Consider the following 25027-nt stretch of genomic DNA (forward strand, 5'->3'; position numbering starts at 1 on the left):
GGGCGGCCACGCACCCTGTTGGTCAGTGCTGCGGAATGTTGGCCACGCCGATGCGCTTGCGGAACACCCAGTACGTCCAGCCCTGGTAGGCCAGCACGATCGGGGTGAAGACCACCGCTACCCAGGTCATGATCTTCAGGGTGTACGGGGTGGACGCGGCGTTGGTGGCCGTGAGCGTGCCGGCAGCGTCCAGGGTGGAGGGCAGCACGTTCGGGAACAACGCCGCGAACAGGGTCGCGACGGCGAGCCCGATCGCCACGGCGGTGCCGGTGAACGCCCAGCCCTCTCGGCGTACCCGGGCGGCGGCCAGAGCACCGAGCAGGGCGAGGGCCGCGCCGACGGCGAGCACGACGGCGGCCGCGCTGGAGCGGATGCTCAACGTCCAGGTCAGGAACCCGACCGCGAGCACTGCGGCGCCCACACCCAGGCGCACGGCGAGCGCGCCCGCACGCTCCCGGATGTCGCCGGTGGTCTTGAGGGCGAGGAAAACCGCGCCGTGGGTGAGGAACAGCGCGAGGGTGGTCGCGCCACCCAGCAGGGCGTACGGGTTGAGCAGGTCCAGCAGGCCGCCGACGTACTCGTGGTCGGCGTCCAGTGGCACGCCGCGCAGGATGTTGGCGAAGGCGACGCCCCACAGGATCGCCGGCAGCAGCGAGCCGACCACGATCGCCGCGTCCCACCGGCGCTTCCAGGACGCCTCGGGGCGCTTGTGTCGGTACTCGAAGGCGACCCCCCGGACGATCAGGGCCAGCAGGATCAGCAGCAGCGGCAGGTAGAAGCCGGAGAAGAGGGTGGCGTACCACTCGGGAAACGCGGCGAACATGGCGCCACCGGCGGTGATCAGCCACACCTCGTTGCCGTCCCAGACGGGGCCGATGGTGTTGATCAGAACGCGGCGTTCCCGGTCGTCGCGGCCGAGCACGGGCAGCAGCATGCCGACGCCGAAGTCGAAGCCCTCCAGGATGAAGTACCCGGTGAAGAGCACGGCGATGAGGAGAAACCAGATGGTGGTGAGGTCCACGGCAGGCTCCGGTGATCAGTAGGCGAAGGCGAGCGGGCGCTCGGCGTCGTCGGTGTCGTCGGTGGGGGGTTGCTCGTTGACGTCCGGCACGCCGGCCTTGGCGTAGCGCAGCAGCAGCTTGACCTCGATCACGGCGAGGGTGGCGTAGATCAGCGTGAAGGCGGTGAACGAGGTGAGCACCTCGGCCAGCGAGACGCTGCGGGACACTCCGTTGCGGGTGAGCATCTCGCCGAAGACGATCCACGGCTGGCGGCCCATCTCGGTGAAGATCCAGCCGAAGGAGTTGGCCAGCAACGGCAGCACCGGCATGGCCAGCCCGGCGCGCAGCAGCCACTTGCTGCTCGGGGTGCGGCCCTTGCGCTGGCTCCAGAGCACCAGCAGGGCGATCGCGCCGGCCGCCATCCCGAAGGCGATCATGAAGCGGAAGCTCCAGTAGGTGACCGGGATGATCGGGGTGTAGCTGCCCGCGCCGTACTGGGTGGCGTACTGGGCCTGGAGGTCGTTGATGCCGTGCACTGTGCCGTTCGGGTCGCCGGTGCCCAGGTACGACAGCAGGTACGGGATCTTGAGGGCGAACACCTCGCGGCTGCCGTCCAGGCTGCCGATGGTGAGCACGGAGAACGAGGCGGGGCTCTCGGTGGTGTAGAGGCCCTCGGCGGCGGCCATCTTCATCGGCTGCACGTCCGTCATGATCTTGCCTTGGATGTCGCCGGTGAACAGCACGGCCGCGGAGGCGACCAGGACCACCCAGGAGCCGAACTTGGTGGCGAAGCGGTACGCGCCGGTGTCGGCGGAGTCGCGGTTGCGGATCACGTGGTACAGGCCGACCGCCACGACCAGTGACCCGGCGACCAGGAATGAGCCGGCCAGTGTGTGCGGGAAGGTGATCAGGGCGACCTTGTTGGTCAGCACGGCCGGGAAGTCGGTCAGCTCGGCGCGCCCGCTGTCGGGGTTGATCCGGTAGCCGACCGGGTTCTGCATGAACGAGTTCGCGGCGAGGATGAAGTACGCGCTGAGGTTGGTGCCGATCGCGGCGGCCCAGATGCTGGCCAGGTGTGCCCGCTTGGGCAGCCGGTCCCAGCCGAAGATCCACAGGCCGATGAAGGTGGATTCGAGGAAGAACGCGACGAGCGCCTCGATGGCCAGGGGTGCGCCGAAGATGTCGCCGACGAAGCGGGAGTAGTCGCTCCAGTTCATGCCGAACTGGAACTCCTGCACGATGCCGGTGACCACACCCATGGCAAAGTTGATCAGGAACAGCTTGCCGTAGAACTTGGTGAGCTTGAGATAGCGCTCGTTGCCGGTGCGGTGCCACATCGTCTGCAGGATGGCCACCAGCACGGAGAGGCCGATGGTCAGCGGCACGAAAAGGAAGTGGTAGACGGTGGTGACACCGAACTGCCAGCGGGCAACGTCCAACGCGTCCACCTGAAATCCCCCAACCATCCGTACTACAAGACGTAGTAAATACTACTGCTCGTCGTAGACGATTGGGCAGGGCCGGGCGGCCCGAACACACCCGGGACCAATGACCCTGATCACCCGACCCGCCCTCGCGGCCCCGCCGACGCGTGCGACGATGGCGCGCTGATGGACACCGCACACACCACCTGGCAGCCGCCGCTGATCTGGCGCGCAGCCCTGCTGCTGACCCGGGGCCTGGTCGGCCTGCTCGCCCGCCTCGAGGTCACCGGCGACGTCCCGGCGCACCTGCGTCGCGGCCCGCTGGTGCTGACCGCCAACCACATCAGCCCGTTCGACCCGGTGGTCATGGCCGCCGCCTGCCAGACCCGCGGCATCGCCCCGCGGATCATGGCGACCGCCGGCCTGTTCCGCGTCCCGGTGTTCGGGGCCGCCATGCGCGACGCCGGGCACATCCGGGTCGACCGGGGCACCAGCGCCGTGCACCGAGCCCTCGACGACGCCGCCACGGCCGTCGCGCGCGGCTCGGTGATCCTCATCTACCCCGAGGGGCGCATCGGCCTGGACCCCGGCCTGTGGCCCGAACGTGGCAAGACCGGCGCCGCCCGCCTCGCCCTGGCCTGCGGCGCTCCGGTCGTCCCGGTCGCGCAGTGGGGCGCGCACGAGGTGCTGCCCTACCGGGCGCCCCGTGGAATGCTGCGCGGCATCGCCCGCTCGCTGTGGCGCCGCCCGGTGATCCGGGTGCACTTCGGCGCCCCCGTCGACCTGGGCGAGACGGCGGCCGCCAACCCCGGTGCGGCCCGCCGCGCCACCGACCGGATCATCGACGCGCTCACCGACACCCTCGCCCCGCTGCGCCCCGACGAGCCGGACCTGCCCCGCCACGTCGACCCCGGCCGCCCGAGCGACCTCACCCGGGTGCACCGCCGCCGCTCGACCTGACCGCTCCAATGGACGCGTTAGACAACTTTTGAAAAGCCGTCTAATCTGTCTAGCATGAGCGCCGTGGAGACGAGTGTCGAAGACCCCAAGCGCGCCGCCGTCCTGGCGGCGGCGGTCGCGGTCTTCGGGCGCTACGGCTTCCAGAAGACGTCGATGGAGGCGGTCGCCAAGGCGGCGGGCATCTCCCGACCGGGTCTGTACCTGATGTTCCCCAACAAGGAGCAGTTGTACCGCGCCACCATGCAGGGCGTCATGGAGCGCGCCCAGCACGCCATGGAAGCCTGCCTCGCCGACCGATCGCCGAGCTTCGACGAGCGGGTCGTGGCCGGGCTGGACGCCCTGATGGGCTCGTACATCGACACCCAGATGGCCCGCGACCTCAACGACCTGCTGGAGAACAGCGAGCCGCAACTGGGTTCGATGTTCCACGACTACCAGGTGCGGGCTCAGGCGGCACTGCGAGCCCACATCGAGGCCGCCGCCCCGGCCGGTCTGCTCGACGAGGGGCGGACCGCGGACGACGTCATGGACCTGCTCTTCTCCGCGGCGCTCACCTGGAAGTCGACCTCGACCTCCAGGGACGAGTTCCGCGACCGGCTGCGCCGGGCTCTGCGGCTGCTGCACCGCTGACACACCCCACCCCGATACGCCATGATCGCGCACCCCTGGAGGCCCGAAATGTCACGAATCATCACGCCCTACTCGGCCCAGTCGACAGCTGCTGAGGTGATCGAGGGCGTCGACCTCACCGGCCGGCGGGCCGTCGTCACCGGCGGCGCGTCCGGGATTGGCCTTGAGACCGCCCGGGCGCTGGCCGACGCCGGTGCCGAGGTGACGTTGGCCGTACGCGACACCGCCGCCGGTGAGCGCGCCGCCACCGACATCACAGCCGGCGGGGCGCCCGGCAAGATCCGGGTCGACCACCTCGACCTGGCCGACCGCGCCTCCATCGACGCCTTCGTGGCCGGCTGGACAGGCCCGCTGCACATCCTGGTGAACAACGCCGGCATCATGGCCGTGCCCGAGCTGACCAGGACGGCCGACGGCTGGGAGGCGCAGTTCGCCACCAACCACCTCGGCCACGCCGCACTGACCCTGGGTCTGCGCGACGCGCTGGCCGCCGCGCGGGGAGCCCGCATCGTCGTGGTCAGCTCGTCGGCCCACCAGCAGTCGCCGGTCGTCTTCGACGACATCCACTTCGCCGCCCGGCCCTACGAGGCGTGGTCGGCGTACGGCCAGTCGAAGACCGCCACCATCCTGTTCACCGTCGCAGTGGCCAAGAGATGGGCCGCCGACGGCATCACCGCCAATGCCCTGCACCCCGGCGGCATCATGACCAACCTGCAACGGCACCTCGACGACACGCAGTTGCGCTGGGTCGGCGCGCTCGACGAGCAGGGCAACCGCCTGGAGGTGCCGCCGGGCTGGAAGACCACCCAGCAGGGCGCTGCCACCTCGGTGCTACTGGCCGCCAGCCCCGAGGTCGAGGGTGTGACCGGCCGCTATTTCGAGGATTGCAACGAGGCCCAGGTCATCGCCGAGCCGATCGACGGCAGGAGCGGCGTGCTCCCGTACGCCCTCGATGACAAGAACGCCGACCTCCTCTGGGACGAGACGCTCCGGCTCCTGGAGCGCTGACCGGTACGGCTCAGGTGCCCGGGCACCTGAGCCGCACCGGCGACGGGGGATAATGATCAAGTGTCGCGCCGCAAACTCGTCCTCGTCGCAGTGCTGCTGCTCGTCATCGCCGGGATCGGCTACGCCGGGCTGCGCACCGCGTACCACCAGGCCAAGGACCGGCGGGACCTCGCCGACCTGACCCGATCCGCACCGTGGCCCCGCGACCAACTGCTGCTCCCCGACGGCGCGACGGGGCCCGGCGTAGTCGGCTGGCTGGAGCGTGGCGGCCTCGACGTCGCCTACCCGCTGCGTACCGCCGACGGTCGGGCCGTGCCGGTGCTCTGGCGGCTCCGCGTGCCGCAACCCACGAGCGGGCTGCCCGACGGCGTCGACTGCGGCTCGCCACGGCTGCGCACCTGCACCGATCTGGGCGGCGGGAGCACGCTGATCGTGACCCACGAGACCGACAACAGCGATCCGTCCGTCGCGCTCTATCGCGCCGATGGGGCCAGGGTGCGGGCGATCGAGGTGCAGGGACCGGACCCGGTCGGGGTCGACGAGCTGACCGCCGCTCTCACCCACGTCCACCGGCCCGGCGACGCCGAACTGCTGGACCTGTTGCGCCACGACGGCTACCACACCGACTGGAGCTGAGACAGGCAGGAAGATCGACTCGGTTTCCTGCAAACCGCTGCATGCCGGCGCCGCGGACACCGCGACTTTCCGGAATCCGAGTCGATCACCAGGCGGCGCGGCGGCGCGGGCGGGCGACAGACGCCGGCCGGCCACTCGCCGGTCACCAACCGGGGGCATACTGCGTCGCGTGTTGACCCGATTTGGCTACCTCGACGCACCGGCGCCGCTGGCGTTCGCCCACCGTGGCGGGGCCGCCGATGGCGACGAGAACACCACCGAGGCGTTCGCCCGGGCCATCGGGCTGGGCTACCGGTACGTGGAGACCGACGTGCACGCCACAGCGGACGGCGTGGCGGTGATCTTCCACGACCCGACGCTGCAACGGGTCACCGGTGAGGCGGGACGCATCGCCGACATGAGCTGGGCCGACCTCGCCTCGGTACGCGTCGGCGGCGCCGCCGTCGTACCCCGGCTCGACGAGGTGTTGGGGGCGTGGCCGCAGGTCCGCTTCAACATCGACGTGAAGGCCGACGGCGGCGTCGCGCCGACCGTCGCGACAGTGACCCGGGCCGGCGCCGGCGACCGGGTGCTGCTCGCCTCGTTCAGCGACGCCCGGCTGACCCGCCTGCGCGCGCTCACCGAGGGACGCGTCGCCACCAGCCTGGGCATGCGCGGCGTCGCCCGGCTGCGGCTTGCCTCCCTGCACGGACGTCCGCTGCGGCTGCCGCCGTCGGTGGTCGCCGCGCAGGTGCCGCCGCGCTACGGGCGGGTGCCTGTGGTGGACCGCAGGTTCCTCGACTACTGCCACCGCATCGGCCTTCAGGTGCACGTCTGGACGATCGACGAACCCGCCCAGATGCACGAGTTACTGGATCGTGGCGTGGATGGCATCATGACCGATCACGTCGGCGTGCTGCGCGACGTCTACCGCAGCCGCGGCCACTGGGCCGCCTGAGGATCGAAGGACCCCCGATGGCCGAGACCGTGACCCCCACGGTGGACGACACCCCGCCTCCGGCGAGCACCCGCCGGGAGCGGCGCGGCTGGTACATCTACGACTGGGCCAACTCCGCGTTCCAGACCACTGTCATCACCGTGTTCCTGGGACCGTTCATCACCACCGTCGCCGAGTTGGCCGCCGGGTGCGAGTTGGGCGCGGACACCTGCGACGGGTACGTGCACCCGCTGGGCATCCGGGTGGCGGCCGGGTCCTACTACCCGTACCTGATCTCGCTGTCGGTGTTCCTCACCGTGTTCGTGCTGCCGGTGATCGGGGCTATCGCCGACCGGTCGGCGCACAAGAAGCGACTGCTCGGCGGCGCCGCGTTCACCGGCGCCGGCGCGACCATCGCGATGATCTTCGTCACCGGTGACCGCTACCTGCTCGGCGGGGCGCTCTTCCTGGTCGCCAACATCTCCTTCGGCGCGGCCGTCGTGGTCTACAACTCGTTCCTGCCACAGCTCGGCGGCCCCGACGAACGCGACGGCATCTCCAGCCGCGGCTGGGCGCTGGGCTACCTGGGCGGTGGCCTGCTGCTGGCGTTCAACCTGGTGGCGGTCACCCTGTTCAGCGAGGACGACAACCCGCAGCGCACCCTGGACCTGGCCCGCTGGTCGATCGTCTCCGCCGGGGTGTGGTGGGCGGTGTTCACCCTGGTGCCGCTGCGCTGGTTGCGGGAACGCCCCAGCGCGGCGGCGGCGCTGGCCCGGCGGGGCAACGTGCTCACCGACGGGTTCCGGCAGTTGGGCCACACCCTGCGGGAGGTCAAGGCGTACCCGTTGACGCTGTTCTTCCTGCTGGCGTTCCTGGTCTACAACGACGGCATCCAGACCGTCATCACCCTGGCCAGCCAGTACGGCACCGAGGAGCTGCGGCTGGGCCAGAGCACCCTGATCATCACCATCCTGCTGGTGCAGTTCCTCGCCTTCGGCGGCGCGTTGGGCCTCGGCGCGTTGGCCCGACACATCGGCGCCTGGAAGACCGTGCTGCTCAGCCTGGTCCTCTGGACCGGTGTGATCATCGGCGCGTTCCGGCTGCCGGCCGAGGCGCCGGTGCCGTTCATGGTCCTCGGCGCGGCCATCGGCCTGGTCCTCGGCGGCAGCCAGGCGCTGAGCCGGTCGCTGTTCAGCCAGCTCATCCCGGCCGGGAAGGAGGGCGAGTACTACGGCTTCTACGAGATCAGCGACAAGGGCACCAGCTGGCTCGGCCCGCTCGCCTTCGGCCTGGTGTTCCAACTCACCGCCTCGTACCGGGTGGGCCTGGTCTCACTGCTGATCTTCTTCGTGGTCGGGTTCCTGCTGCTCGCCGCCGTGCCGATCCGCCGTGCCATCGTGGCCGCTGGCAACACCCCACCCCGGGTGCTCTGAGCACGGGTCCCGCGCCCGACCGATCCGGGCCGGTCAATGGGCTAGGCTGCCCGACCGTGACCGACGACGCCGCCACCGCCCCGACCTGCCTGGCCCACCCGTTCCCCGGCCAGCCACACGCCCCGGCCGGGTGCGCGGCCGCGCGCGGGCTCGACGGGCGTCCGGTGCACGCGGCGGCGTTGAAGTTCTTCTGGGGGCCGATGGACTGCGGCAAGTCCACGATGGCGTTGCAGATGAACTACAACCACGCCCGGCAGGGCCGGCGCGGGCTGGTCACCACCCGCATCGACAGGTCGCTGGGACCGCAGGTCACCACCCGCATCGGCCTGGCCCACGAGGCCATCGAGGTCACCGACGACCTGGACCTGCGTGCCCTGGTGCGTGGCCGGTGGGCCGACGGCGTACGCGTCGACTACCTGATCTGCGACGAGGCGTGCTTCTACACCGTCGAGCACGTCGAACAGATGGCCGAGCTGGTCGACAGCTACGACGTCGACGTGTTCGCGTTCGGCCTGGCCACCGACTTCCGGTCGCGGCTGTTCCCCGCCGCGCAACGCCTGTTCGAGCTGGCCGACGAGGTGGCCCGCATCCAGGTCGAGGTGCTCTGCTGGTGTGGCCGTGAAGGGCTGCTCAACGCCCGCGTCGTCGACGGGCGGGTCGTCCGTGAGGGCGCCCAGGTCGTCATCGGCGACACCGTCGACACCGCCGAGGTGCGCTACCAGGTGCTCTGCCGCCGGCACTACCGCAGCGGCGACCTCGGCCCCCGCGACTGAGCGGTCCGCCGCGCCGACACCCGATCGGCCACGATCACCCCGACTGTGATCAGCAGCGCCGCCCCGGCGGCCACCGCGATCGGCGACCGCAACGCCACCGCCACCGGGGACAGCGCGGACAGCAGCAGCGTCCCCGCGACCCGGACGGCCAGCCCGGCCTCGCCGAGCGCCATCACGTACGCGGCGTGCCCGGCCAGAAACAGCGCGGGACCGCCCAGGACGACCAGCGCGCTCGCCCAGCCGACCGGTTCCCCGGGGTCGTGCAGCAGCCGCTCGTCGCCGACGGCCGTGACGACGATGCCGCCCACCATCACGGGGTGCAGATAGTTGAAGACCAGCCGGGAGAGCCGCGCGGCCCGTTCACCCGCGGCCGCCAACGCCGCCGTGCTGGCCTGCGCCCGGTCGAAGTACACCCACCACAGGGCCACCGAGCCCGCGAACGCGAGGAGGAACGCGGCGATGGTCACCCGGTCCAACCGCCGCGTCAGCGTTCCACCGGTGATCAGCAGCGACTCCCCCAGCGCGATGAGGATGAACGCCTGACAGCGTTCGGCCAGGTGCCCGCCCTCCACCCGCCAGTGCTCCGGTCTGCTGCGGCCCAGCCCGGGCACCGGAAACCCGGTCGCCAGCCCGATCGAGTCGACGGCGATCACCGCGATCCAGATCAGCTCCCGGGCCGGGGCGTGCACCAGCCCGCCGACGACCGCCAGCGCCCCGGTACCGGCGATCCAAACGAAACACTGCCGGAAACTGTCGCCGAGCCAGGGCTCGCCCCGGATCGCCCACAGGGAGAAGGCCGTGCGACCCACCTGCACCGCCGCGTACGCCAGGGCGAAGAGCAGACCGTTGTCGCCGAAGGCGGTGGGCAGCGCGGCGGCGAGCAGCAGGCTGCCCAGCGTCACCACCAGCAGCGCGGCCCGCACGGGTGTCCGGTCCGGTTGCAGCCAGTTACCTGCCCACACGGTGTAGATCCAGACCAGCCAGACCAGGCTCAGCAGCACCGCTGTCCGTCCGACACCCTGCCAGCTGAGGTTCTCGGCCAGGTAGTGCGACAGTTGGATGATCGTGAAGACGTAGACCAGGTCGAAGAAGAGTTCGGTGGAGGTGGTCGGCTCCACTCCACGGCGCGGGCGCAGTAACTGCGGATGAAGCGGTCCGCGTCCTGGCGCCGCGCCGCTCACCGCGCTGCCGCCAGTGACCGGAACCGGTCGGTCAGGATCACGGCGACCGTCACCGCCAACGCCGCTGCGGCGCACACCGCGACGGGTGCCTCCAGCACCACACCGACCGGCATCAGCGCCAGCAGGACCACCACCGCCGTGACCCGGCTGATCGGCAGGGTCCGCCACAGCAGCGCCTTGTAGGCGGCGTGCCCGGCCAGGAACAGCGCGGGACCACCCAGGGTCAGCAGTACGTCGACAGTGGTCGCCGACGCGCCGGGCTCCCGCAGCAACCGCTCGTCGGCCGCTGACGTGACGACGACACCGGCGACGATCACCGGGTGCAGGAAGTTGAACGCGACTCGGCTCAACCCGCCGGTGCGCTCCCCGGCCCCGGCGATGACCTCCGTGGCAGCCGGGGCCGAGCGGGCGAAATACACCCACCACAGCGCCACCGAACCGCCGAACGCCAGCAGGAACGCCCCGGACGTCACCAGGTCCAGGTGCGACGTGAGGGTGCTGCCGGTGACCAGGATCGACTCCCCCAGCGCGATCAGGACGAACGCCGCGCACCGTTCAGCCAGGTGCCCGCCCTCCACCATCCACCGCTCGGGTCGGCTGCGTCCCCGTCGCGGCAGCGGATAGCCGATCGAGAGGCCGACCACCTCGATCACGATCACCGCCGCCCACACCGCGTCCCGGGCGGCCCCGCCGATCAGGCCCCCGAGGACCACGAGCACCGACGTCCCCGTGATCCACGGCAGCGACTGCTGAAATCCGGCCACCAACCACGGGCTGCCCTGCACCGCCCACAACGAGAACAGGGTGCGACCCACCTGCACGATCACGTAGACCAGCGCGAAGAGCAGACCGGTCGAGCCGAACGCCTGCGGGATCGCCGCCGACAACAGCAGGCTGGCCAGCCCCACCCCGATCAGCATCGTCCGCACCGGTCCCTGGTCCGGTTGCAGCCAGTTGGTCAGCCAGGTGGTGTAGACCCAGACGAGCCAGACCAGCGCCAGCAACAGCCCGGTACGACCCGCGCCCCGCCAGTCCGGGTGCGCGATCAGGTAGTGCGACAACTGGGTGATGGTGAAGATGAAGACCAGGTCGAAGAAGAGTTCGGTCGAGGTGGTCGGCTGCACCCCCTCCCGTGGTCGCAGCAGTTGCGGGCGTAGCGGGGCGGCGACCGGGGGTCTAGAAGGGGTCACCGCAGACCCGCCAGTTCCCGTCCTCACGGACCACCGGCAGGCGACGTTCCTCGCTGAGCCCGCCGTCGCGGGTCAGCTTCACCGTCACCGTGCCGTGCGGTCGTCCGCTGCGGGTGGCGACCGACACGTCGGTGATCTCGTAGTCGGTGACCATCGGTGGTGTCCGCACCCAACTGGTGAAGCCGATCGCGCTCCAGCGGCTGCGCGCGTCCTCGCAGAGCCGCTCGTACGCCCGGTCGCTGTCACCGAGGGCCACCTCGCTGAGGAAACCGTCGGCGGTCTCCCGGATCGGGCCGGCGGCCTGCCGAACGGTCTGCAGGTTCCAGGCCCCCAATCCGGCCACCCCCACGCAGCACAGCGCCACGCCGAACCCGGCGAACGCCAACCCGGTGCGCATCGGGCGGTGACGCCGGGCCGGTCGGCTCCACGACTGGCCCGCACCCACGACTACCGACCGTAGAGAAGACGCTCACGCCGACGGGCGACAAGCCGGAAACTGGGTGTGCCCGATGGGCGGGTGTGCCCTGTTCGCGGCGGCTCCGCATCGTCTACCGTCGGCGCACACCCCCGAGCAGTGCCAGGAGCCGATCGATGAGCCGCTTCGTGCAGCCGGTACCACCCCCCGTCGACCCGTACGCCAGCGATGGCCTGCTGCGGTCCTGGCTGGAGCGTCACCTCGGCCCGGGCGGGCACGCCGCCGCGAAGGGCCGTCTCGCGGACCTGGCCGCCGACGTCACCGGGCCGCTGCGCGCGGCACACGCCGACGCGGAGGCGCACCCGCCGACGCTGGTCCGCTACGACGCGTGGGGTGCCCGCATCGACCGCATCGACACCTCCGCCGGTTGGCAGACGCAACGCGCCGCCGCCGCCCGCCACGCCGTGGTGGCGTTGCCCTACCTGCCGGACGCCCGGGGCACCTGGGGTGCCGCCGCGCGGGTCGTGCAGCACGCCCTGCTGCACCTGTACGGGCCGGAGTCAGCGACGTTCTCCTGCCCGGTGGCGATGGCCGACGGGGCTGCGGCGCTGCTCAGCATGCCCGACGTCGACGCCACGGTCCGCGACGCGTGGCTGCCCCGGCTGATCTCCACGGACCCGGCCACGGCGATCACCAGTGGGCAGTGGATGACCGAGGCGCAGGGCGGTTCCGATCTGGGCCGCTCCAGCACGCTCGGCCGACCCGCGGCGGACGGTTCGTGGCGGCTGACCGGGGAGAAGTGGTTCTGCTCCGCCGCCGACGCGGCGATGGCGGTGGCGCTGGCCCGGCCGGAGGGCGCCGGGCGGGGCAGCCGGGTGCTCGCCCCGTTTCTCGTTCCCCGGTACGCGGTCGACTCGCCGCTGGGCGACGGCGCGGCACCGGGCGCACCCGCACCGGGTGTCACAGTGCGCCGGCTCAAGGACAAGCTCGGCACCCGGGCGCTGCCCACCGCCGAGATCGGTTTGCGCGACGCGTACGCCCTTCCCCTGGGTGACCCGGCGGTGCCCGGTCTGGTCCGGGCGATGACCCTGGTGGTGGTGACCCGGGTGCACAACGCCGCGGCGGCGGCCGGTGGGATGCGACGGGGTCTCGCCTACGCCCGCGCGTACGCCGAGGTGCGGCACGTCGCCGGCGGCCCGCTGGTGTCCTCGCCCCTGCACCGGGCCACACTGGGCACCCTCGCTGTCGACGCGGCGGGCGCGTTCGCTCTCGCTGGGCACGCCTTCGCCCTGCTCGGCCGGGTCGAGGTCGGCGCCGACCCGCAGGCCGCGGCCGAGCTGCGCATCGTGGCGCCGTTGGCGAAGCTGGCCACCGGCCGGCTCGCCGTCAGCTCCGCCAGCGAGTACGTGGAGAGCTTCGGCGGTGCCGGCTACGTGGAGGACACCGGCGTGCCCCGGCTGCTGCGCGACGCCCAGGTGCTGCCCATCTGGGAGGGCACCACCAACGTGCTGGCCCTGGACGTGCTGCGCGCGCTGACCCGGGAGGACGCCGGTGCGCCGCTGCTGAGCCGGCTGACCGCCGCCGTCGACCTGGCTCGGCCGCTGTCGCCGGTGCTGGCCGACACCCTGGCCACCGCCGTCGCGCAGTTGCAGGAGACCATCACCGCGGTGACAGTGGACCCGGGTTCCTCGGCGGTGCTCGCGGGCGCCCGCGGTCTGGCGTTGCGCCTGGCGTACGCGTTGACCACCGCGTTGCTCGTCGAGCACGCCGCGTGGGGCGACGAGCAGGCAGAGTTGGCCGCCCGGCTGTGGGCACGCCGCTGGCTGCGGCACGAGGAGATCGCCGAGGACGCCCACCACCACCTCGACCTGCTCTGCTGACCGGCCGGCGCGAGCTGACCCCCGTGGTCAGCGCAGGGGGCCTCGGGCAACGGCTGCGCGCATCGTCGCCGGGTCGCCGGCCGGGACGAACTCCAGCCACCAGGTGGCGCCGGCGGCGGCCAGCTCAGCGAGGTAGGCCCGTTCGGTGCGCTCGTCGGAACGGCGCCGCCGGCCGCCAACCGCCACGTCGAACGGCTGACCGTCGGCGCGCGTCGATGGCAGGGCGTCCGCCAGGTCGTGTACCTCGTCGGGGGTGAAGTCGGACCACCCGTCGGTGTCGGTGAGCTTGTACGGCACGATGCCGTCGGCGCGGGCGGCCCTCCGGCGCACCGCCCCGGCCTGGGTGCTCCCGCCGACCCAGACGGGCACCCGCGGCGACTGCATCGGCGCGGGCCGCAGCGACACCCCGTCGGCGCGGTAGTGGGTGCCCTGGTGGCTGACCCGCCCACCGCTGAGCAGCCCGGTCAGCAGGTCGAGACCCTCGTCGAGCATCGCGGCCCGCACGGACACCTCGGTCTGCTCGCCGAAGGCGGCCAGACCCCGGTCGCCGGGGTCGCCGACACTGACCGCCACTGTGGCCCGGCCCGCGCTGAGGTGGTCGAGAGTGAGGACCTCCCGCGCCAACTTCGCCGGGCGACGCCGGGGCAGCGCGGTGACAGTGGTGCCCAGTCGCACCCGGTCGGTGCGCCCGGCGATCGCGGCGAGGACCAGCCACGGGTCGTAGGTGAACGGCTCGTCGCCGGAATAGTGGATCAGATAGTCCTCCAGGAACACGCCGTCCCATCCGGTGCGCTCGGCCAGCTCGCCGAGCTCGACCAGGGTGGACACCGCGACCGAGGCTCCGCCGCAGGAAATCTCCAGACCGTGTCTCATCCGTCGACCGTAGGGCGGGGGCCCGACACCAGGCCGCGACGAGTGTCACGGGCCGGAGTTGTCGGGCCCCGGCGGCATACTGCCGGCGTGACAGCTTCTGCCGACCTCGCGATGGTCAACCTCGACAGTTCCGATCCCGCCGGCCACGCCGCGTTCTATCACGAGGCGCTCGGCTGGGAGGTCACCCACAGCCAACCGGAGTACGCGATGATCAGCTCCGGTGGCGTCTCCATCGGCTTCGGGCTGGTCGAGGGTTACCGACCACCCTCCTGGCCGGACCAGACCGGCGACAAGCGCTACCACCTGGACCTTTACGTCGACGACCTGGCGGCAGCGGAGGAGAAGTTCGTCGCCGCTGGGGCGTCGAAGCCGGCCTTCCAGCCCGGCGGCGAGCGGTGGGTGGTGCTTCTCGACCCGATCGGGCAGCCGTTCTGCATCTGCCCCCGCCCACAGAGCTGACGCCGCCCCGGGCCGCTCGGCCGCGACGGTGCCGCCGGGCCGCTCGGCCTCGGCAGTGCCGCCCGGGCTGCTCAGCCGCGACGGCGCGACCGGGCCGCCCACACCGCGTAGGCCGGGTCTCGGTCCAGGTTGTGCCGGTCGCGGTCGTAGCGGCGGGTGGTGCGCGGGTCGGCGTGCCCCATGGCGTCCTGCACGTCCTCCAACGGCACGCCCTCGGAGCGGGCCGTGGTGGCGAACGCGTGCCGCAGCGAGTGCGGGGACAGCTTCGCCCAGGCCGGGATGCCGGCGGCGCGGGCGAGCCGACGGACCATCCGGAACACCGAGTGCCGGTCCAGCCGGGCACCGCTGGCGGTGACCAGCAGCGGGCCGGTGAGCTGCGGCACCGGCACGCCGGTGGCGGCGGCCCGCTGGGCCAGGTAGGCGTCCAGGGCGTGCCCGGTGCCGGGGGTGAGGGCGCGGCGGCGTTGTTTGCCGCCCTTGCCGATGAAGCGCACGCTGCGGTGACCGCGTTCGGTGCCGAGGTCGGTCAGGTCCAGCGAGATCAGCTCGCCGACCCGCAGACCCAGGTCGGCGAGGAGTGCGAGCGCCGCCCGGTTACGTACGGCGGTCGCGCCGGTGTCCGCGTCGGCCGCGCCGAGTAGGGCGTCCACCTCCTCGGGGGTGAGCCCGACGGTGGCGGAGTGGTCTCGGTCGACGCGGGGGCGGTCCGCGCCGGAGACCGGGTTGGCCGGCACTGCGCCCAGCTTGACCAGGAAGTCGTACCAACTGGACAGCGCCGAGAGTCGGCGCGCGACTGTCGCCGGGGTCAGCGGGCGGCCACTGCGCGCGCCGACGCTGTTCTCCAACGCTCGGGCGTACTCGTTGACGTGCAGGAACGTCGCCCGCAGCGGGTCGAGGTCGTGACTGGCGCACCAGCGCAGCCAGCCGGTGACGTCACGTCGGTAGGCGTCGCGGGTGTGCTCGGACAGCCGCCGGTTGCGCAGCCACGCCTCGGTGACCTCGACCGGCCCGCTCGGCAGCGCCGGTGGCGCGGACGGGCGGGCGAGCACCGGAGCGTCGGAGAACACCATGTGAAAAAGGCTCTCAGCCTCGGGTGGGATCGGCGTGCAGGCGCGCCGGTCCCACCCGTCACCGTGTCGGATCAGGCGTTGATCTCTCGGCGGGAGCCGCCGTTGGCCTGGACGGTCACCCGGCGGGGCTTGGCGCGCTCGGCGACCGGGATGCGCAGCGTCAGCACCCCGTTCTCGTAGCCGGCCTCCAGCTTGTCGGTGTCGAGCGTGTCGCCGAGGAACAGCCGCCGGGTGAAGGTGCCCATCGGGCGCTCGGCGGCGACCAGTTCGACGCCGTCGCCGGCGGGCCGGCGACGCTCGGCGCGGACGGTGAGCACGTTGCGCTCGACGGTGCAGTCGATGGTGTCCGGATCGACGCCGGGCAGGTCGAACGCCGCGTAGAAGTGGTCGCCGTCGCGGTAGGCGTCCAGGTGCATCGTCGCGGGACGGGCCACCGTTCCGAAGAACTGCTCGGTGAGCCGGTCGATCTCGCGGAACGGGTCGGTACGCATCAACATCGTCATGCCTCCTCGGTTCTCCTGGCCGAAGGTGATGAGTTGAGCCTTGGTGACTCAACTTCTACTTCTTATTTAGCGCGTCCGCGCGCCGACGTCAACTGCTCAGGACAACTGCTTCTCGAACCAGTGGTCGGCGTAGGGACCTCGCGAGTACGCCGGGATCTCGGCGTAGCCGTGCCGGGCGTACAGGGCGCGAGCCTCGACCAGGTCGTGGCGGGTGTCGAGCCGGATCCGGCCCGCCCCGGCCGCGCGGGCCTGCTCCTCGACGGCGGCCAGCAGCGCGGCTCCCCCACCGGTGCCACGGTGCTCGGAGCGGATGAACACCCGGGTCAGCTCGGCCCAGCCGGGTTGCCAGCGCAGCCCGGCGCAGCCGGCCAGTTCGGTGCCGTGGTGGGCGAGCAGGAGCAGCCCGCTCGGCGCGGTCAGGTCGTCGCTGGGTAACTCGACCAGCGCCGCGTCGACCTCACCGGGCAGGGCCGGGCGACGGTGGTAGCGAACCACCATCTCGGTCATGTACTCGCGCAGCAGCAGCACCGCGTCGGGGTGGTCGGGCCGGCTGGTGTTGGTCGTCCAGGTGGGCCGGGCGGTGATGGTCACCTGTTGATCATCACCGCCCGGTCAACGGCTTTATCCGGTCACGCGTCCGGTGTCGACGGCTCGCCGATCCCGGGGGCCGCCGGACGGGCGTCGGCGATGTCGCGACGCCTACCGGCGGGGGCGGGGCAGCAGGGCGATCAACGCGACCGCCACCGCCACGTGCGTCGCGCCGAGGGCCAGCTTGGCGCCGCCGGTGGCCTCGACGCTGAGCACGGGGACGAAGGACAGCACCGTCACGACGATCGCCAGCGAGATCCAGACCGGTCGCGCGACCCGGCTGGCGAACCGTTCCAGCAGCGCCAGCGCCGCCCAGCCGAGCAGGGCGGCTCCCAGGGCGATCATGACGATCGCGCCAGCCCCGATCACAGTGGCGGGCTGGCCCGGGCTCTCGACCGTGTAGTCGACTCCGGCCAGCGCGCCGATCGCCCAGACGGTCAGGGGGGCCACGACGGCGGCGGCGACGCCGAGGGCGCGGCGGCGCAGTGGCGAGGGGGTGGGGGTCGTGACGGTGGCAGCGCTCATGACGGCTCCTCGTTCAGGGGAAACGAACGAGTACGACCGTAACAGATAGTCTTGTTCGGAACTATCTTTGTCGGAACTAACAGCCGGAGCGGGCTCCCGGCGCGTACGGGGAGGTGTTGGCCAGTGGTCCGCTGACCAGCCCGAGGAGAGCCCGCAGGAACACCTCCCGGTCCTGCTCGGGCAGGGTTGCCAGCAGGTCGTCCTGGATGCGCCGGACCACCTGCTGCGCCTGCCGCAGCACCTGCTCCCCCGCCGGCGTCACAGCGACCATCCGGGCCCGTCGGTCCGTCGGCACCGGACGCCGCTCGGCCAACCCGGCCCGCTCCAGCTGGTCGAGCGTCACCACCATCGTGGTCTTGTCCACACCGCACCGCTCGCCGATCTCCCGCTGGGTCAGCTCACCGGTGTGGGCCTGCGCCAGCACGTAGTGCGCCCGCGGCGAGATGCCCAGCTCGGCCAGCCCGGCGGCGTGTTCGGTCTGCAACGCGTGACTCGCCCAGGAGAGCAGGAACAACAGGTCTGGCGGGCCATCGGAGGGCGTGCAGGAGGTCATGCGCCGAGGCTAGCAAGATCCTCCGCAGCCAGACCGTTCGCGCGGCGGCATTCATAGCCGCTGGTAGATGCCATGTTCGCGGGTGAGCAACTGCTCGTCGATCAGATACCGGCGCAGCGTCGCGTGATCCGACCCGCCTGCGGCGCACCACGGCTTGAGCGCGTCGTCGACGGCCCGCTCCGGATAGCGGGTGCCCGGCTCGAACGACTGCTCGGCGATGTGCGCCAGCAGGACCCGCCGCCGAGCGCGCTGCGCCGGCAGACTCACCAGGACGCCCGCGCGCAGGAAGGTCCGCAGCACCGGGTCGACGCCGGGTTCGGCGTCGTCGGCCGGGCCGCTGTCGCGCGCGGTGGCCCGCAGCGACGCCTCGTCGGCCGCGAGCGTGCCGTCCGCACCCGTGACGAGGCCCGCGTCGGTGAGCCGGCGGACCCCGGTGAGCACCACCCGCGCCGGCAGGCCGGTCCGCTCGGCGACCTCGGTCGCGCTTGTCGCACCCAGCACGATCGTCGCGAAGATCCGTCGCCGTCCGTCGTCGGCCAGGGCCCCGGCCAGCACATGCGCAGTCACGCCGGTCACCCTTGCATCAGCGGTACCCGGGCCGCCAGGCGATTTTCGGCCTCGCTCAGTCGGTCTGCGGCGTGCTCTGTGGCTGTTCGGCGACGAGCAGCACCCGGCGCAGCAGGTCGGAGAGGTGTCGCCGTTCGGTAGCGGTGAGCGCGCCGAGCAGGCGGTGCTCCTCGGCGCCCTGGACCTCCATCGCCCCGCGCCACGCGGCCTGACCCGCCTCGGTGAGCTCCACGTCGACGCGTCGACGGTCGACTGTCGACGGAATCCGGTGGACGAAGCCCCGCCGCAGCAGCGCGTCCACCCGCGCGGTGATCGAGGCGGGGGCCATCGTGAGGTCCGCGGCAAGGTCCGAGGGCGCGGCTCGGCCACCGCGGCCGGCCAGGGCGTGCAGGGTGTCGTACTCGTGGGCCGGCAGGTCGAGGTCGACCAGGACGCGCTCCTTGACGGCCCGCAGGTGCCGGGTCAGTCGGATCATTCTGGTCACCGCCCCCTCGACGTCCGCGTCGAGGTCGGGCACCACGGGCAGCCAGCGCTCGATGTGCCGGTCGACGGCGTCCGGAGTGGTGGTCACCGTGCCAGCTTACCTCAGCGTCAAAATATTCATTGCCGAAATATTCGATGTCGAAGTATGTTGTGGCAATGGCTCACCCACTGCGCGACCACTCCTTCCGGCTGCTGTTCCTGGGTCGCACCATCTCCGCGCTCGGCGACGCGGTGGTGCCCGCCGCGTTGGCACTGGCAGTGCTGCGAGCCACCGGCTCCACCGGCGCGCTCGCCGTCGTCCTCGCCGCGGCGGTCATTCCCCGGCTGGTCCTGTTGCCGTTCGGCGGGGTGGTGGCCGACCGGTTCGACGCCCGCCGGGTCGCCCTCCTGGCCGACCTGGTCCGCTGCGCCACGCAGCTCGCGGTCGGCGTGGAGCTGCTCGGCGGCGACCCGTCACTGACCACAGTGGTGGTGGCGTCCGCGCTCGGCGGCACCGCCTCGGCGTTCGCCATCCCGACCGCGTCTCCGCTGGTCGCCGGCACCGTCGAACCGGCGAACAGGCAGCGGGCCAACGCCCTGATGGGAATCACCGCCAACACCAGCCGCCTCGCCGGCCCGGCCCTGGCCGGCGCGCTGATCTGGGCCGCCGGACCCGGCTGGGCGTTCATCCTGGACGGCGTGTCGTTCGCGCTCAGCGCCGCGCTCCTCGCGTTGGTGCGGGTCCGCCACGTGCCGGTGCCCCGCCGTTCCGTCCTCGCCGACCTGCGGCACGGCTTCGGCGAGGTACGCGCCCGCGACTGGTTCTGGACCAGCCTGCTCGGGCACGGTGTGTGGAACGGCGCCGCCGCCGTGCTGATGACCCTCGGGCCGGCCGTCGCCATCGACCGCCTGGGTGGCGAGACGACCTGGGTGCTGCTGTTGCAGGCCGGCGCGATCGGGATGCTCACCGGCTCGCTGCTGGCCGGGCGGGTCCGGCTGCACCGGCCGGTGCTGCTGGCCAACCTCGGGCTGGCCTGCTACGCCGCGCCACTGTTCCTGCTCGCCGTCGCCGCGCCCGCCCCCGCGGTGATCGTCGCCTACGCGGTGGCGCTGACCGCCCTCGGCTACCTCAACCCGGTGTGGGAGACCGTCGTGCAGCACCACTTCCCGCCAGAGGTGCTGGCGCGGGTGACCTCGTACGACTGGCTGGTCTCGCTGGGCGCCATGCCGCTGGGCTACGCGCTGGCGCCGTTGGCCGCCGACGCGTTCGGCGCACCCGTCCCGCTGGCCGTCGCGGGCTTGCTGGTCCTCGCCTCCTGCGCCGGCACCGCGCTCGTTCCCGGCGTACGCCGACTCACCTGGCCGACGACTCCGCAACCGCAACCGGCCGAACCCACCGTTGTTCGGTGATCCCATTGATCGTCGGTGCGCGACGGCCGACGTCCGGCCCACCCACGACGGAGGCTCCCGGCACGGGCCGGGAGCCTCCGTGCGATGTGGTCGGTCAGCCGGCGTCGCGGGTCATCGCGACGAAGCCACGCCACGACTGCGGGCTGAAGGTCAGCGTGCCGCCGTCGCGGTCCTTCGTGTCACGAACCAGGACCACGCCCGGAAGGTTGTCGGCAACCTCGACACAGTTGCCACCGTTGCCGCCGCTCTTCGTGCTCTTCCGCCACTGCGCACCGGTCATGTCCATGATGCTGCCGCTTCTCTGAGAAGTTCCAACGAACGCCCTCGGGGCAGGGCCTCGCCGCGAATACGTTCCCACCGCCGCTCCAGGCTAACAAGATCCGACGTTTGGTCGAGGATCTGCGCCCGTGCCGCGCTGTCGACGTGCGCGACCCGCGACCCGTCCGGCATGTCGGCGATGGTGAACGGTCCGTCGAGCCCCGGATAGCTGGGCGCGTCCGCCGGAATGATGTGGAGCTGGATGGTGCCCGTCTCGGCGTGCGCGAGCAGGCGCGCCAGTTGCGTCGCCATCAACGCGCGGTCGTCGCCGACGCGCCGCCGCAGCACCCCCTCGTCGAGCACGGCGATCAGCAACGGTCCGCCGCTGCGGCCGAGGATCGCCTGCCGGTGGATGCGCGCCTCGGCGAACTCGGCGACCGCCTCCGGTGTCAGCACCCCACCGGCCAGGGTCGCCCGGGCGTACGCCTCGGTCTGCAGCAGCCCGGGCACCCACGTCAGCTCGAACGATCGCAGCGTCACTGCCTCGCGTTCCAGGTCGACCCACGGCCGGAACCACACCGGCTCGCGGCGACGGACCACGTCCGGCCACAGCGCGTCGGCGTCCTTTGCCAGCAGCCCCGCCACTGTCGCACGGTGTCGGCTCTGGGGAATGTGCCCCGGGTTTGCCCACCTGGCGACGGTCTTCGGGTGCACGCCGAGCTGACCGGCCAGGCTCTCGGCGGTGTGACCCGCCGCGGCCAGCGCTGCGACAAAGGCGTGGTTCATGCCGTCCCTCCCCTGGAACAAATCCGCTGCGATGAAGAGGTTACGTAACGCTGTGTGTTTGTCCAGCAACCCCCGGCAAAGTGCGGTGTAGACGGTGCTGCCACGAGAAGGAGAAGCTGTGCGAAACGAGGTACGGGGTGCTCTCAGAGCCGGCGACGTGGTCCTGTTGACCACCGCCGCGAGCGTCCAATTCAGCAAACCGATCGTCGTGCGGGTCATCCGCGAACTGCCCGACCGGTACACCTACGACGGTTGGCTCTGGCTCGACGCGTACGAGCTGAGCAGGAAAGGCGAAGCGGTCGCACGGCGCGAGCTGTTCGTGATGCGCCACGGTGTGCAGGTCCACGCCGATCCGTCCACACCGGCCCGGCGCCGCGTGACAGTGGGGGTCGGCTGATGCACGAGCGACCGAAGCACACGCCGCTGCGGCCGTCCTGGCGCTGCCCGGTCTGCGGCATCCTCTGGCCGTGCTCGGCCGCGAAGCTACGCCTGCTCGGCGAGTATCGCGAGGACCGACCGGGCCTGTTGATCCACCTGGCGAAGGTCCAGGAGGAAGCCACCGCCGATCTCACCAAGCTCAACCCGGACGTCACGCTGCCCGACCTGACGCCGCGTTTCGTCGGCTGGGCGGAAACCCGCTGACCCGGCCTCAGCCACCGCCGAGCGGGGCACGCACGGGTCTGTGCGAGGCAGCGCGATGCGGGAGACTGACGGCGTGACGACCCGCCCCGGGATGAGGCCGGCCAGATGAGCCGCCCGTTCAGGATCGCCGTGGCCGTGCTCGCCGCGGTGGCCGCCACCCTGATCTACCTGAGCGTCACCCTCAAGGTCCGCTCGATGGCGGGGCCGATCACCGTCACGCGGACCGCCGTTGACTTCCCGACCCTCGTCGCGAAGGGGTACGTCTTCTTCGCCCCCCTCGACCCCACGACCGCTCCCATGATGGACGCGGTGACGCCGCTGATCCGTTGGGTCGTGATCCTGCTGATCGGGGTGTCGACGTACCTGGCCTGCGCCCTGGTCACCCGACGGACGCACCCCTTCGTCGCGGCGATGACCGGCGCGGCCGCCGCCCTCACCGCCACGGCGGTCGGGGACCTGCTGTGGTGGGCCACCTTGGTGTTCCGTGTCCACTCCGCCCCCACCGGCTGGTACGCCAACGAGGCACTGGACCACTCCACGCTTCTCGCCAGCGCGCACCTGACGCTGACGGGCTGGACGTCCGACGCCCTCTTCTTCGGCTGCCTGTTCGCGGGCATGAACGCATCCCTGGTGGGTTGCACCAGCCTGGCGAGACTGCTGCTGGACAAGCTGCACGAGGCCACCGACGAAGGCGACGACGAGGCTCAGGACGCGCTCGACGACGCGGCTCAGGAATCGCTTGACGACGCCGATCCGGCGGCCTGGGTTCCGCTGATCGGCGACGTGCGGGGACGCAGCGCGAACCTTGCCCTGTCCGGTGTCCTTCCGGTGCTGGTGCTCATGCTGGTCAACGGCACCCAGGCGGTCTGGGACAGCTACACCGGGAGAGGATTCGTGGCGCTGCTCAGGGTGTTCCTGTACCGCCCCGCCCTGTCCCCGCCGCCACGCGCACACGATGACGTGGAGTACCGACTGACTCACGAGATCGAGCCGAATCCCCTGTCGATGGACGAGTGGGTACACAGGTCGGTGCTCGCCGTCGCCCTGCTGTTGGTGCTCTGGCTCCTGCTCTGGGTGCTGCTCGCCGGCCTGCCGAACTCCGGGCATCGCCTCGGGCTCGTCGTCGTTTGCTGGGGTGCCATGATCGCGGCGTCCGCGCTGACCGCGACGTCCGACGTCCTGGTCGACTGCGCGGTGTCGGACTCCCCGACCGGCTGCGCGCCCTGGGAGTCCCTGGGCCTGCAACTGACCGCCGCGCTGCGTTTCGGCGCGGCGTGGGGTTGGCTCGTGGCGCTGCCCGTGCTGCTGGCCCGCCGGCTCCTCGACACCGACACGTCCGCCGACCCATTTACTGGTACGTCCACCGAAACGCAGGAGACTCCGGTCCATGAGTCCACGTAACAAGCGTCCGCGTCGCCGTAGGGCCCCCGCGCCGGCACCCGTCGCCTGGTGGAAACGCCCCGTCACCTGGCTGCTGACGATCGTGATCGGTGCCGTCGGCGCCTGGCTCGGTGCCGTTCTCCTCGGCATGTTCAACCAGTGGAAGCCCGCGAACGAGCTGGCCGAGGAGCTGGCCGGCCGGGGGCCACTCGTCGTCCTGGACGTCAAGCACGTCCCCTACCCGGACGAGGGTGCGCTCGACTACGTCTACCCCGCCGACGCCGACCTGGCCCGTCTGGACGCCGAGCGGCCGGCCGATCCGACCGTCGAGGCCGGCGCGGTCGACATCGGACGGAGCACCTGGGAGATCACCCTCGTCGGCACCCGGGACGAGGCAGTGGAGGCCGTCGACCTCCGGCCCGTCCTCGTCGAACCCTGCCGCCCCCCGCTCACCGGGGTCCGGGATCCCAACGAATCCCAGGGCGCCTCCGAGAAGCTCGTCCTGGTGACACACGTGGATCAAGCGAATCCCCGGATGCTCATCGAGGATCCGGGTGGCGAGGATGCCGGTGCCCCGTTCTTCGCCACGAACAAGATCACCTTGCCCAGGGGGGAGAAGAACGTCATCCAGGTACGAGCGCTCAGCGCCAAGCAGCACTGCCGATGGCGACTGGAGCTGGACTACCTCGCCGACGGACGACGTCAGACGATGGTGGTGTCAGCGCCCGGCGACAAGCCGTTCGAGGTGACCGGGCGCGCGGACGACGCGGCCTACGCCTCGATCTACCTCAACCCGCTCAACGGCTGTCGGGCCAAGGACGGCAGCACCACCGACCGGCTGCGCATCACCGGCGCCGAGTACGCGCAGATGGTGCGCGACAAGCGCACCTGCCCCTACTGACGGCCGGCCGTCATCGAGGTCACCAACCGTGCGTGCCGGTGCATGTCGTGCCAGCCGTCGGCGTGACGCACCGACCCGCGCGCCACGCCCTCCTCGGTGAACCCGGTGCGCGCGGCCACCCGGCAGGACGCCGCGTTGCCGGTCGAGTGCTCCAGCGCCAGCCGGTGAAACCCGCCGCGGGTGAAGGCCCACCGGGTCATGGCGAGCAGCGCCCCGGTGGCGATGCCCCGACCGCGCGCGGCGGGCACCACCCAGTACGACACCTGCGCGGACGCCTCGGTCAGCAGCACGTCGCGCAACCCCACCTGACCGACGGGCCGGTCGTCGGCGTCGACGACCGCCCAACTGGCGGCGCTCTCGTCGCGCCAACGGCCGGCCCACTGCGCTGTCCACGATCGCGCCTCGTCGTCGCTGTCGAGGCGGCGCACGTGCCATCGCTGGATCACCGGACAGTCGAAGGCAGCCCGGACGGCCGGGGCGTCGTGGTCATGCCACGGCCGCAGCGCCAGGCCGGGGCGTACCGGAAGGTGGGGTTGCTCCTGGGCGGCGAGGCTACCGGCGGGCAGGGCGGGTGCGACGAGCAGCGGCATTCGCCCATTATCG

General features: G+C 71.7%; 30 protein-coding genes. 14 read left to right on the forward strand and 16 right to left on the reverse strand.

The genetic code is table 11. The features are described from left to right. Positions 1 to 22: 22 nt before the first annotated feature. Complete coding sequence (cydB, locus tag AB0B98_RS16315) at positions 23 to 1021, reverse strand: cytochrome d ubiquinol oxidase subunit II (RefSeq protein ID WP_357363399.1); 999 nt, start codon at positions 1019 to 1021, stop codon at positions 23 to 25. 15 nt (positions 1022 to 1036) lie between these two features. Next, positions 1037 to 2449 carry a cytochrome ubiquinol oxidase subunit I gene (locus AB0B98_RS16320; RefSeq protein ID WP_238669810.1) on the reverse strand — a complete coding sequence of 471 codons (1413 nt, stop codon included), beginning with the start codon at positions 2447 to 2449 and terminating at the stop codon, positions 1037 to 1039. 162 nt (positions 2450 to 2611) lie between these two features. On the opposite strand from AB0B98_RS16320, the gene AB0B98_RS16325 reads away from it, so the two are divergent. The 7 genes from AB0B98_RS16325 to AB0B98_RS16355 all read left to right on the forward strand — a co-directional run bounded on the left by AB0B98_RS16325 (position 2612) and on the right by AB0B98_RS16355 (position 8781). Further along, positions 2612 to 3385 carry a lysophospholipid acyltransferase family protein gene (locus AB0B98_RS16325; RefSeq protein WP_357363401.1) on the forward strand — a complete coding sequence of 258 codons (774 nt, stop codon included), beginning with the start codon at positions 2612 to 2614 and terminating at the stop codon, positions 3383 to 3385. A 54-nt stretch (positions 3386 to 3439) separates the two neighbouring features. Beyond that, entirely contained in the window at positions 3440 to 4015 is a 576-nt protein-coding gene (locus AB0B98_RS16330; RefSeq protein ID WP_357363403.1) for a TetR/AcrR family transcriptional regulator, read from the forward strand. Between the two features lie 48 nt (positions 4016 to 4063). After that, a complete protein-coding gene (locus tag AB0B98_RS16335; RefSeq protein WP_357363405.1) occupies positions 4064 to 5023 on the forward strand; it encodes an SDR family NAD(P)-dependent oxidoreductase in 960 nt (319 codons plus the stop codon). A 60-nt stretch (positions 5024 to 5083) separates the two neighbouring features. After that, positions 5084 to 5659, forward strand: coding sequence for a hypothetical protein (locus AB0B98_RS16340; RefSeq protein WP_357363407.1), 576 nt, complete (start codon positions 5084 to 5086; stop codon positions 5657 to 5659). A gap of 169 nt (positions 5660 to 5828) precedes the next feature. Beyond that, a complete protein-coding gene (locus AB0B98_RS16345; RefSeq protein ID WP_357363409.1) occupies positions 5829 to 6596 on the forward strand; it encodes a glycerophosphodiester phosphodiesterase in 768 nt (255 codons plus the stop codon). Positions 6597 to 6613: 17 nt separating this feature from the next. Beyond that, positions 6614 to 8008 carry an MFS transporter gene (locus AB0B98_RS16350; RefSeq protein WP_357363410.1) on the forward strand — a complete coding sequence of 465 codons (1395 nt, stop codon included), beginning with the start codon at positions 6614 to 6616 and terminating at the stop codon, positions 8006 to 8008. 164 nt (positions 8009 to 8172) lie between these two features. Beyond that, entirely contained in the window at positions 8173 to 8781 is a 609-nt protein-coding gene (locus AB0B98_RS16355; RefSeq protein ID WP_238660175.1) for a thymidine kinase, read from the forward strand. On the opposite strand, the gene AB0B98_RS16360 is transcribed toward AB0B98_RS16355, so the two are convergent. The 3 genes from AB0B98_RS16360 to AB0B98_RS16370 are packed head-to-tail and all read right to left on the reverse strand — an operon-like array spanning position 8748 to position 11549. After that, positions 8748 to 9899 (reverse strand): low temperature requirement protein A, encoded by a 1152-nt coding sequence (locus tag AB0B98_RS16360; protein ID WP_357363412.1) that lies wholly within the window; start codon positions 9897 to 9899, stop codon positions 8748 to 8750. The two genes, AB0B98_RS16355 and AB0B98_RS16360, sit on opposite strands and share 34 nt — an antisense overlap. 59 nt (positions 9900 to 9958) lie before the next feature. After that, positions 9959 to 11152: a low temperature requirement protein A gene (locus AB0B98_RS16365; RefSeq protein ID WP_357363414.1), complete on the reverse strand. Its 1194-nt coding sequence runs from the start codon at positions 11150 to 11152 to the stop codon at positions 9959 to 9961. Then, complete coding sequence (locus tag AB0B98_RS16370; RefSeq protein ID WP_238669873.1) at positions 11139 to 11549, reverse strand: hypothetical protein; 411 nt, start codon at positions 11547 to 11549, stop codon at positions 11139 to 11141. Before AB0B98_RS16370 ends, AB0B98_RS16365 begins: the two co-directional genes overlap by 14 nt. Positions 11550 to 11743: 194 nt before the next feature. On the opposite strand from AB0B98_RS16370, the gene AB0B98_RS16375 reads away from it, so the two are divergent. Continuing rightward, a complete protein-coding gene (locus tag AB0B98_RS16375; RefSeq protein ID WP_357363416.1) occupies positions 11744 to 13447 on the forward strand; it encodes an acyl-CoA dehydrogenase family protein in 1704 nt (567 codons plus the stop codon). A 27-nt stretch (positions 13448 to 13474) separates the two neighbouring features. Here AB0B98_RS16375 and AB0B98_RS16380 read toward each other — a convergent pair whose 3' ends face one another. Beyond that, on the reverse strand, positions 13475 to 14320 hold the full coding sequence (locus tag AB0B98_RS16380) for an LLM class flavin-dependent oxidoreductase (protein WP_357363418.1): 846 nt from the start codon (positions 14318 to 14320) through the stop codon (positions 13475 to 13477). A gap of 87 nt (positions 14321 to 14407) precedes the next feature. Between AB0B98_RS16380 and AB0B98_RS16385 the strand changes: the two genes are divergently transcribed. Beyond that, positions 14408 to 14779: a VOC family protein gene (locus AB0B98_RS16385; protein WP_145788419.1), complete on the forward strand. Its 372-nt coding sequence runs from the start codon at positions 14408 to 14410 to the stop codon at positions 14777 to 14779. 71 nt (positions 14780 to 14850) lie between these two features. On the opposite strand, the gene AB0B98_RS16390 is transcribed toward AB0B98_RS16385, so the two are convergent. The 7 genes from AB0B98_RS16390 to AB0B98_RS16420 all read right to left on the reverse strand — a co-directional run bounded on the left by AB0B98_RS16390 (position 14851) and on the right by AB0B98_RS16420 (position 19156). Continuing rightward, positions 14851 to 15849 carry a tyrosine-type recombinase/integrase gene (locus AB0B98_RS16390; RefSeq protein ID WP_357363421.1) on the reverse strand — a complete coding sequence of 333 codons (999 nt, stop codon included), beginning with the start codon at positions 15847 to 15849 and terminating at the stop codon, positions 14851 to 14853. Between the two features lie 71 nt (positions 15850 to 15920). Beyond that, complete coding sequence (locus AB0B98_RS16395; protein ID WP_238669874.1) at positions 15921 to 16346, reverse strand: Hsp20/alpha crystallin family protein; 426 nt, start codon at positions 16344 to 16346, stop codon at positions 15921 to 15923. 102 nt (positions 16347 to 16448) lie between these two features. After that, positions 16449 to 16943 carry a GNAT family N-acetyltransferase gene (locus AB0B98_RS16400; protein ID WP_357363423.1) on the reverse strand — a complete coding sequence of 165 codons (495 nt, stop codon included), beginning with the start codon at positions 16941 to 16943 and terminating at the stop codon, positions 16449 to 16451. A gap of 108 nt (positions 16944 to 17051) precedes the next feature. Further along, positions 17052 to 17465, reverse strand: coding sequence for a DUF6069 family protein (locus tag AB0B98_RS16405; protein ID WP_357363425.1), 414 nt, complete (start codon positions 17463 to 17465; stop codon positions 17052 to 17054). Positions 17466 to 17541: 76 nt separating this feature from the next. Further along, complete coding sequence (locus AB0B98_RS16410) at positions 17542 to 18018, reverse strand: MarR family transcriptional regulator (protein ID WP_238669826.1); 477 nt, start codon at positions 18016 to 18018, stop codon at positions 17542 to 17544. Positions 18019 to 18069: 51 nt separating this feature from the next. After that, positions 18070 to 18585 (reverse strand): DUF2087 domain-containing protein, encoded by a 516-nt coding sequence (locus tag AB0B98_RS16415; protein WP_357363427.1) that lies wholly within the window; start codon positions 18583 to 18585, stop codon positions 18070 to 18072. Between the two features lie 55 nt (positions 18586 to 18640). Then, positions 18641 to 19156, reverse strand: coding sequence for a MarR family transcriptional regulator (locus AB0B98_RS16420; RefSeq protein WP_222431320.1), 516 nt, complete (start codon positions 19154 to 19156; stop codon positions 18641 to 18643). A gap of 68 nt (positions 19157 to 19224) precedes the next feature. On the opposite strand from AB0B98_RS16420, the gene AB0B98_RS16425 reads away from it, so the two are divergent. After that, positions 19225 to 20457 (forward strand): MFS transporter, encoded by a 1233-nt coding sequence (locus AB0B98_RS16425; protein ID WP_357363429.1) that lies wholly within the window; start codon positions 19225 to 19227, stop codon positions 20455 to 20457. 94 nt (positions 20458 to 20551) lie between these two features. Here AB0B98_RS16425 and AB0B98_RS16430 read toward each other — a convergent pair whose 3' ends face one another. Both AB0B98_RS16430 and AB0B98_RS16435 read right to left on the reverse strand, forming a co-directional pair. Then, positions 20552 to 20743, reverse strand: coding sequence for a DUF397 domain-containing protein (locus tag AB0B98_RS16430; protein WP_357282505.1), 192 nt, complete (start codon positions 20741 to 20743; stop codon positions 20552 to 20554). Continuing rightward, entirely contained in the window at positions 20734 to 21501 is a 768-nt protein-coding gene (locus tag AB0B98_RS16435; protein ID WP_357363431.1) for a DUF5753 domain-containing protein, read from the reverse strand. Before AB0B98_RS16435 ends, AB0B98_RS16430 begins: the two co-directional genes overlap by 10 nt. A gap of 118 nt (positions 21502 to 21619) precedes the next feature. On the opposite strand from AB0B98_RS16435, the gene AB0B98_RS16440 reads away from it, so the two are divergent. The 4 genes from AB0B98_RS16440 (at position 21620) to AB0B98_RS16455 (ending at position 24424) form a co-directional block, all read left to right on the forward strand. Further along, positions 21620 to 21898 (forward strand): hypothetical protein, encoded by a 279-nt coding sequence (locus AB0B98_RS16440; protein WP_357282510.1) that lies wholly within the window; start codon positions 21620 to 21622, stop codon positions 21896 to 21898. Then, a complete protein-coding gene (locus tag AB0B98_RS16445) occupies positions 21898 to 22143 on the forward strand; it encodes a flavin reductase (protein ID WP_357282513.1) in 246 nt (81 codons plus the stop codon). Before AB0B98_RS16440 ends, AB0B98_RS16445 begins: the two co-directional genes overlap by 1 nt. 105 nt (positions 22144 to 22248) lie before the next feature. After that, positions 22249 to 23544 (forward strand): hypothetical protein, encoded by a 1296-nt coding sequence (locus tag AB0B98_RS16450; protein WP_357363433.1) that lies wholly within the window; start codon positions 22249 to 22251, stop codon positions 23542 to 23544. Beyond that, positions 23531 to 24424, forward strand: a complete 894-nt coding sequence (locus AB0B98_RS16455; protein WP_357363435.1) for a hypothetical protein — start codon at positions 23531 to 23533, stop codon at positions 24422 to 24424. The genes AB0B98_RS16450 and AB0B98_RS16455 overlap by 14 nt, the downstream gene beginning before the upstream one ends. On the opposite strand, the gene AB0B98_RS16460 is transcribed toward AB0B98_RS16455, so the two are convergent. Beyond that, positions 24418 to 25014 (reverse strand): GNAT family N-acetyltransferase, encoded by a 597-nt coding sequence (locus AB0B98_RS16460; protein ID WP_357363437.1) that lies wholly within the window; start codon positions 25012 to 25014, stop codon positions 24418 to 24420. The two genes, AB0B98_RS16455 and AB0B98_RS16460, sit on opposite strands and share 7 nt — an antisense overlap. Between the last annotated feature and the right edge of the window lie 13 nt (positions 25015 to 25027).

The organism is Micromonospora sp. NPDC048947 (assembly GCF_040649495.1).
GTDB lineage: Bacteria > Actinomycetota > Actinomycetes > Mycobacteriales > Micromonosporaceae > Micromonospora > Micromonospora alfalfae.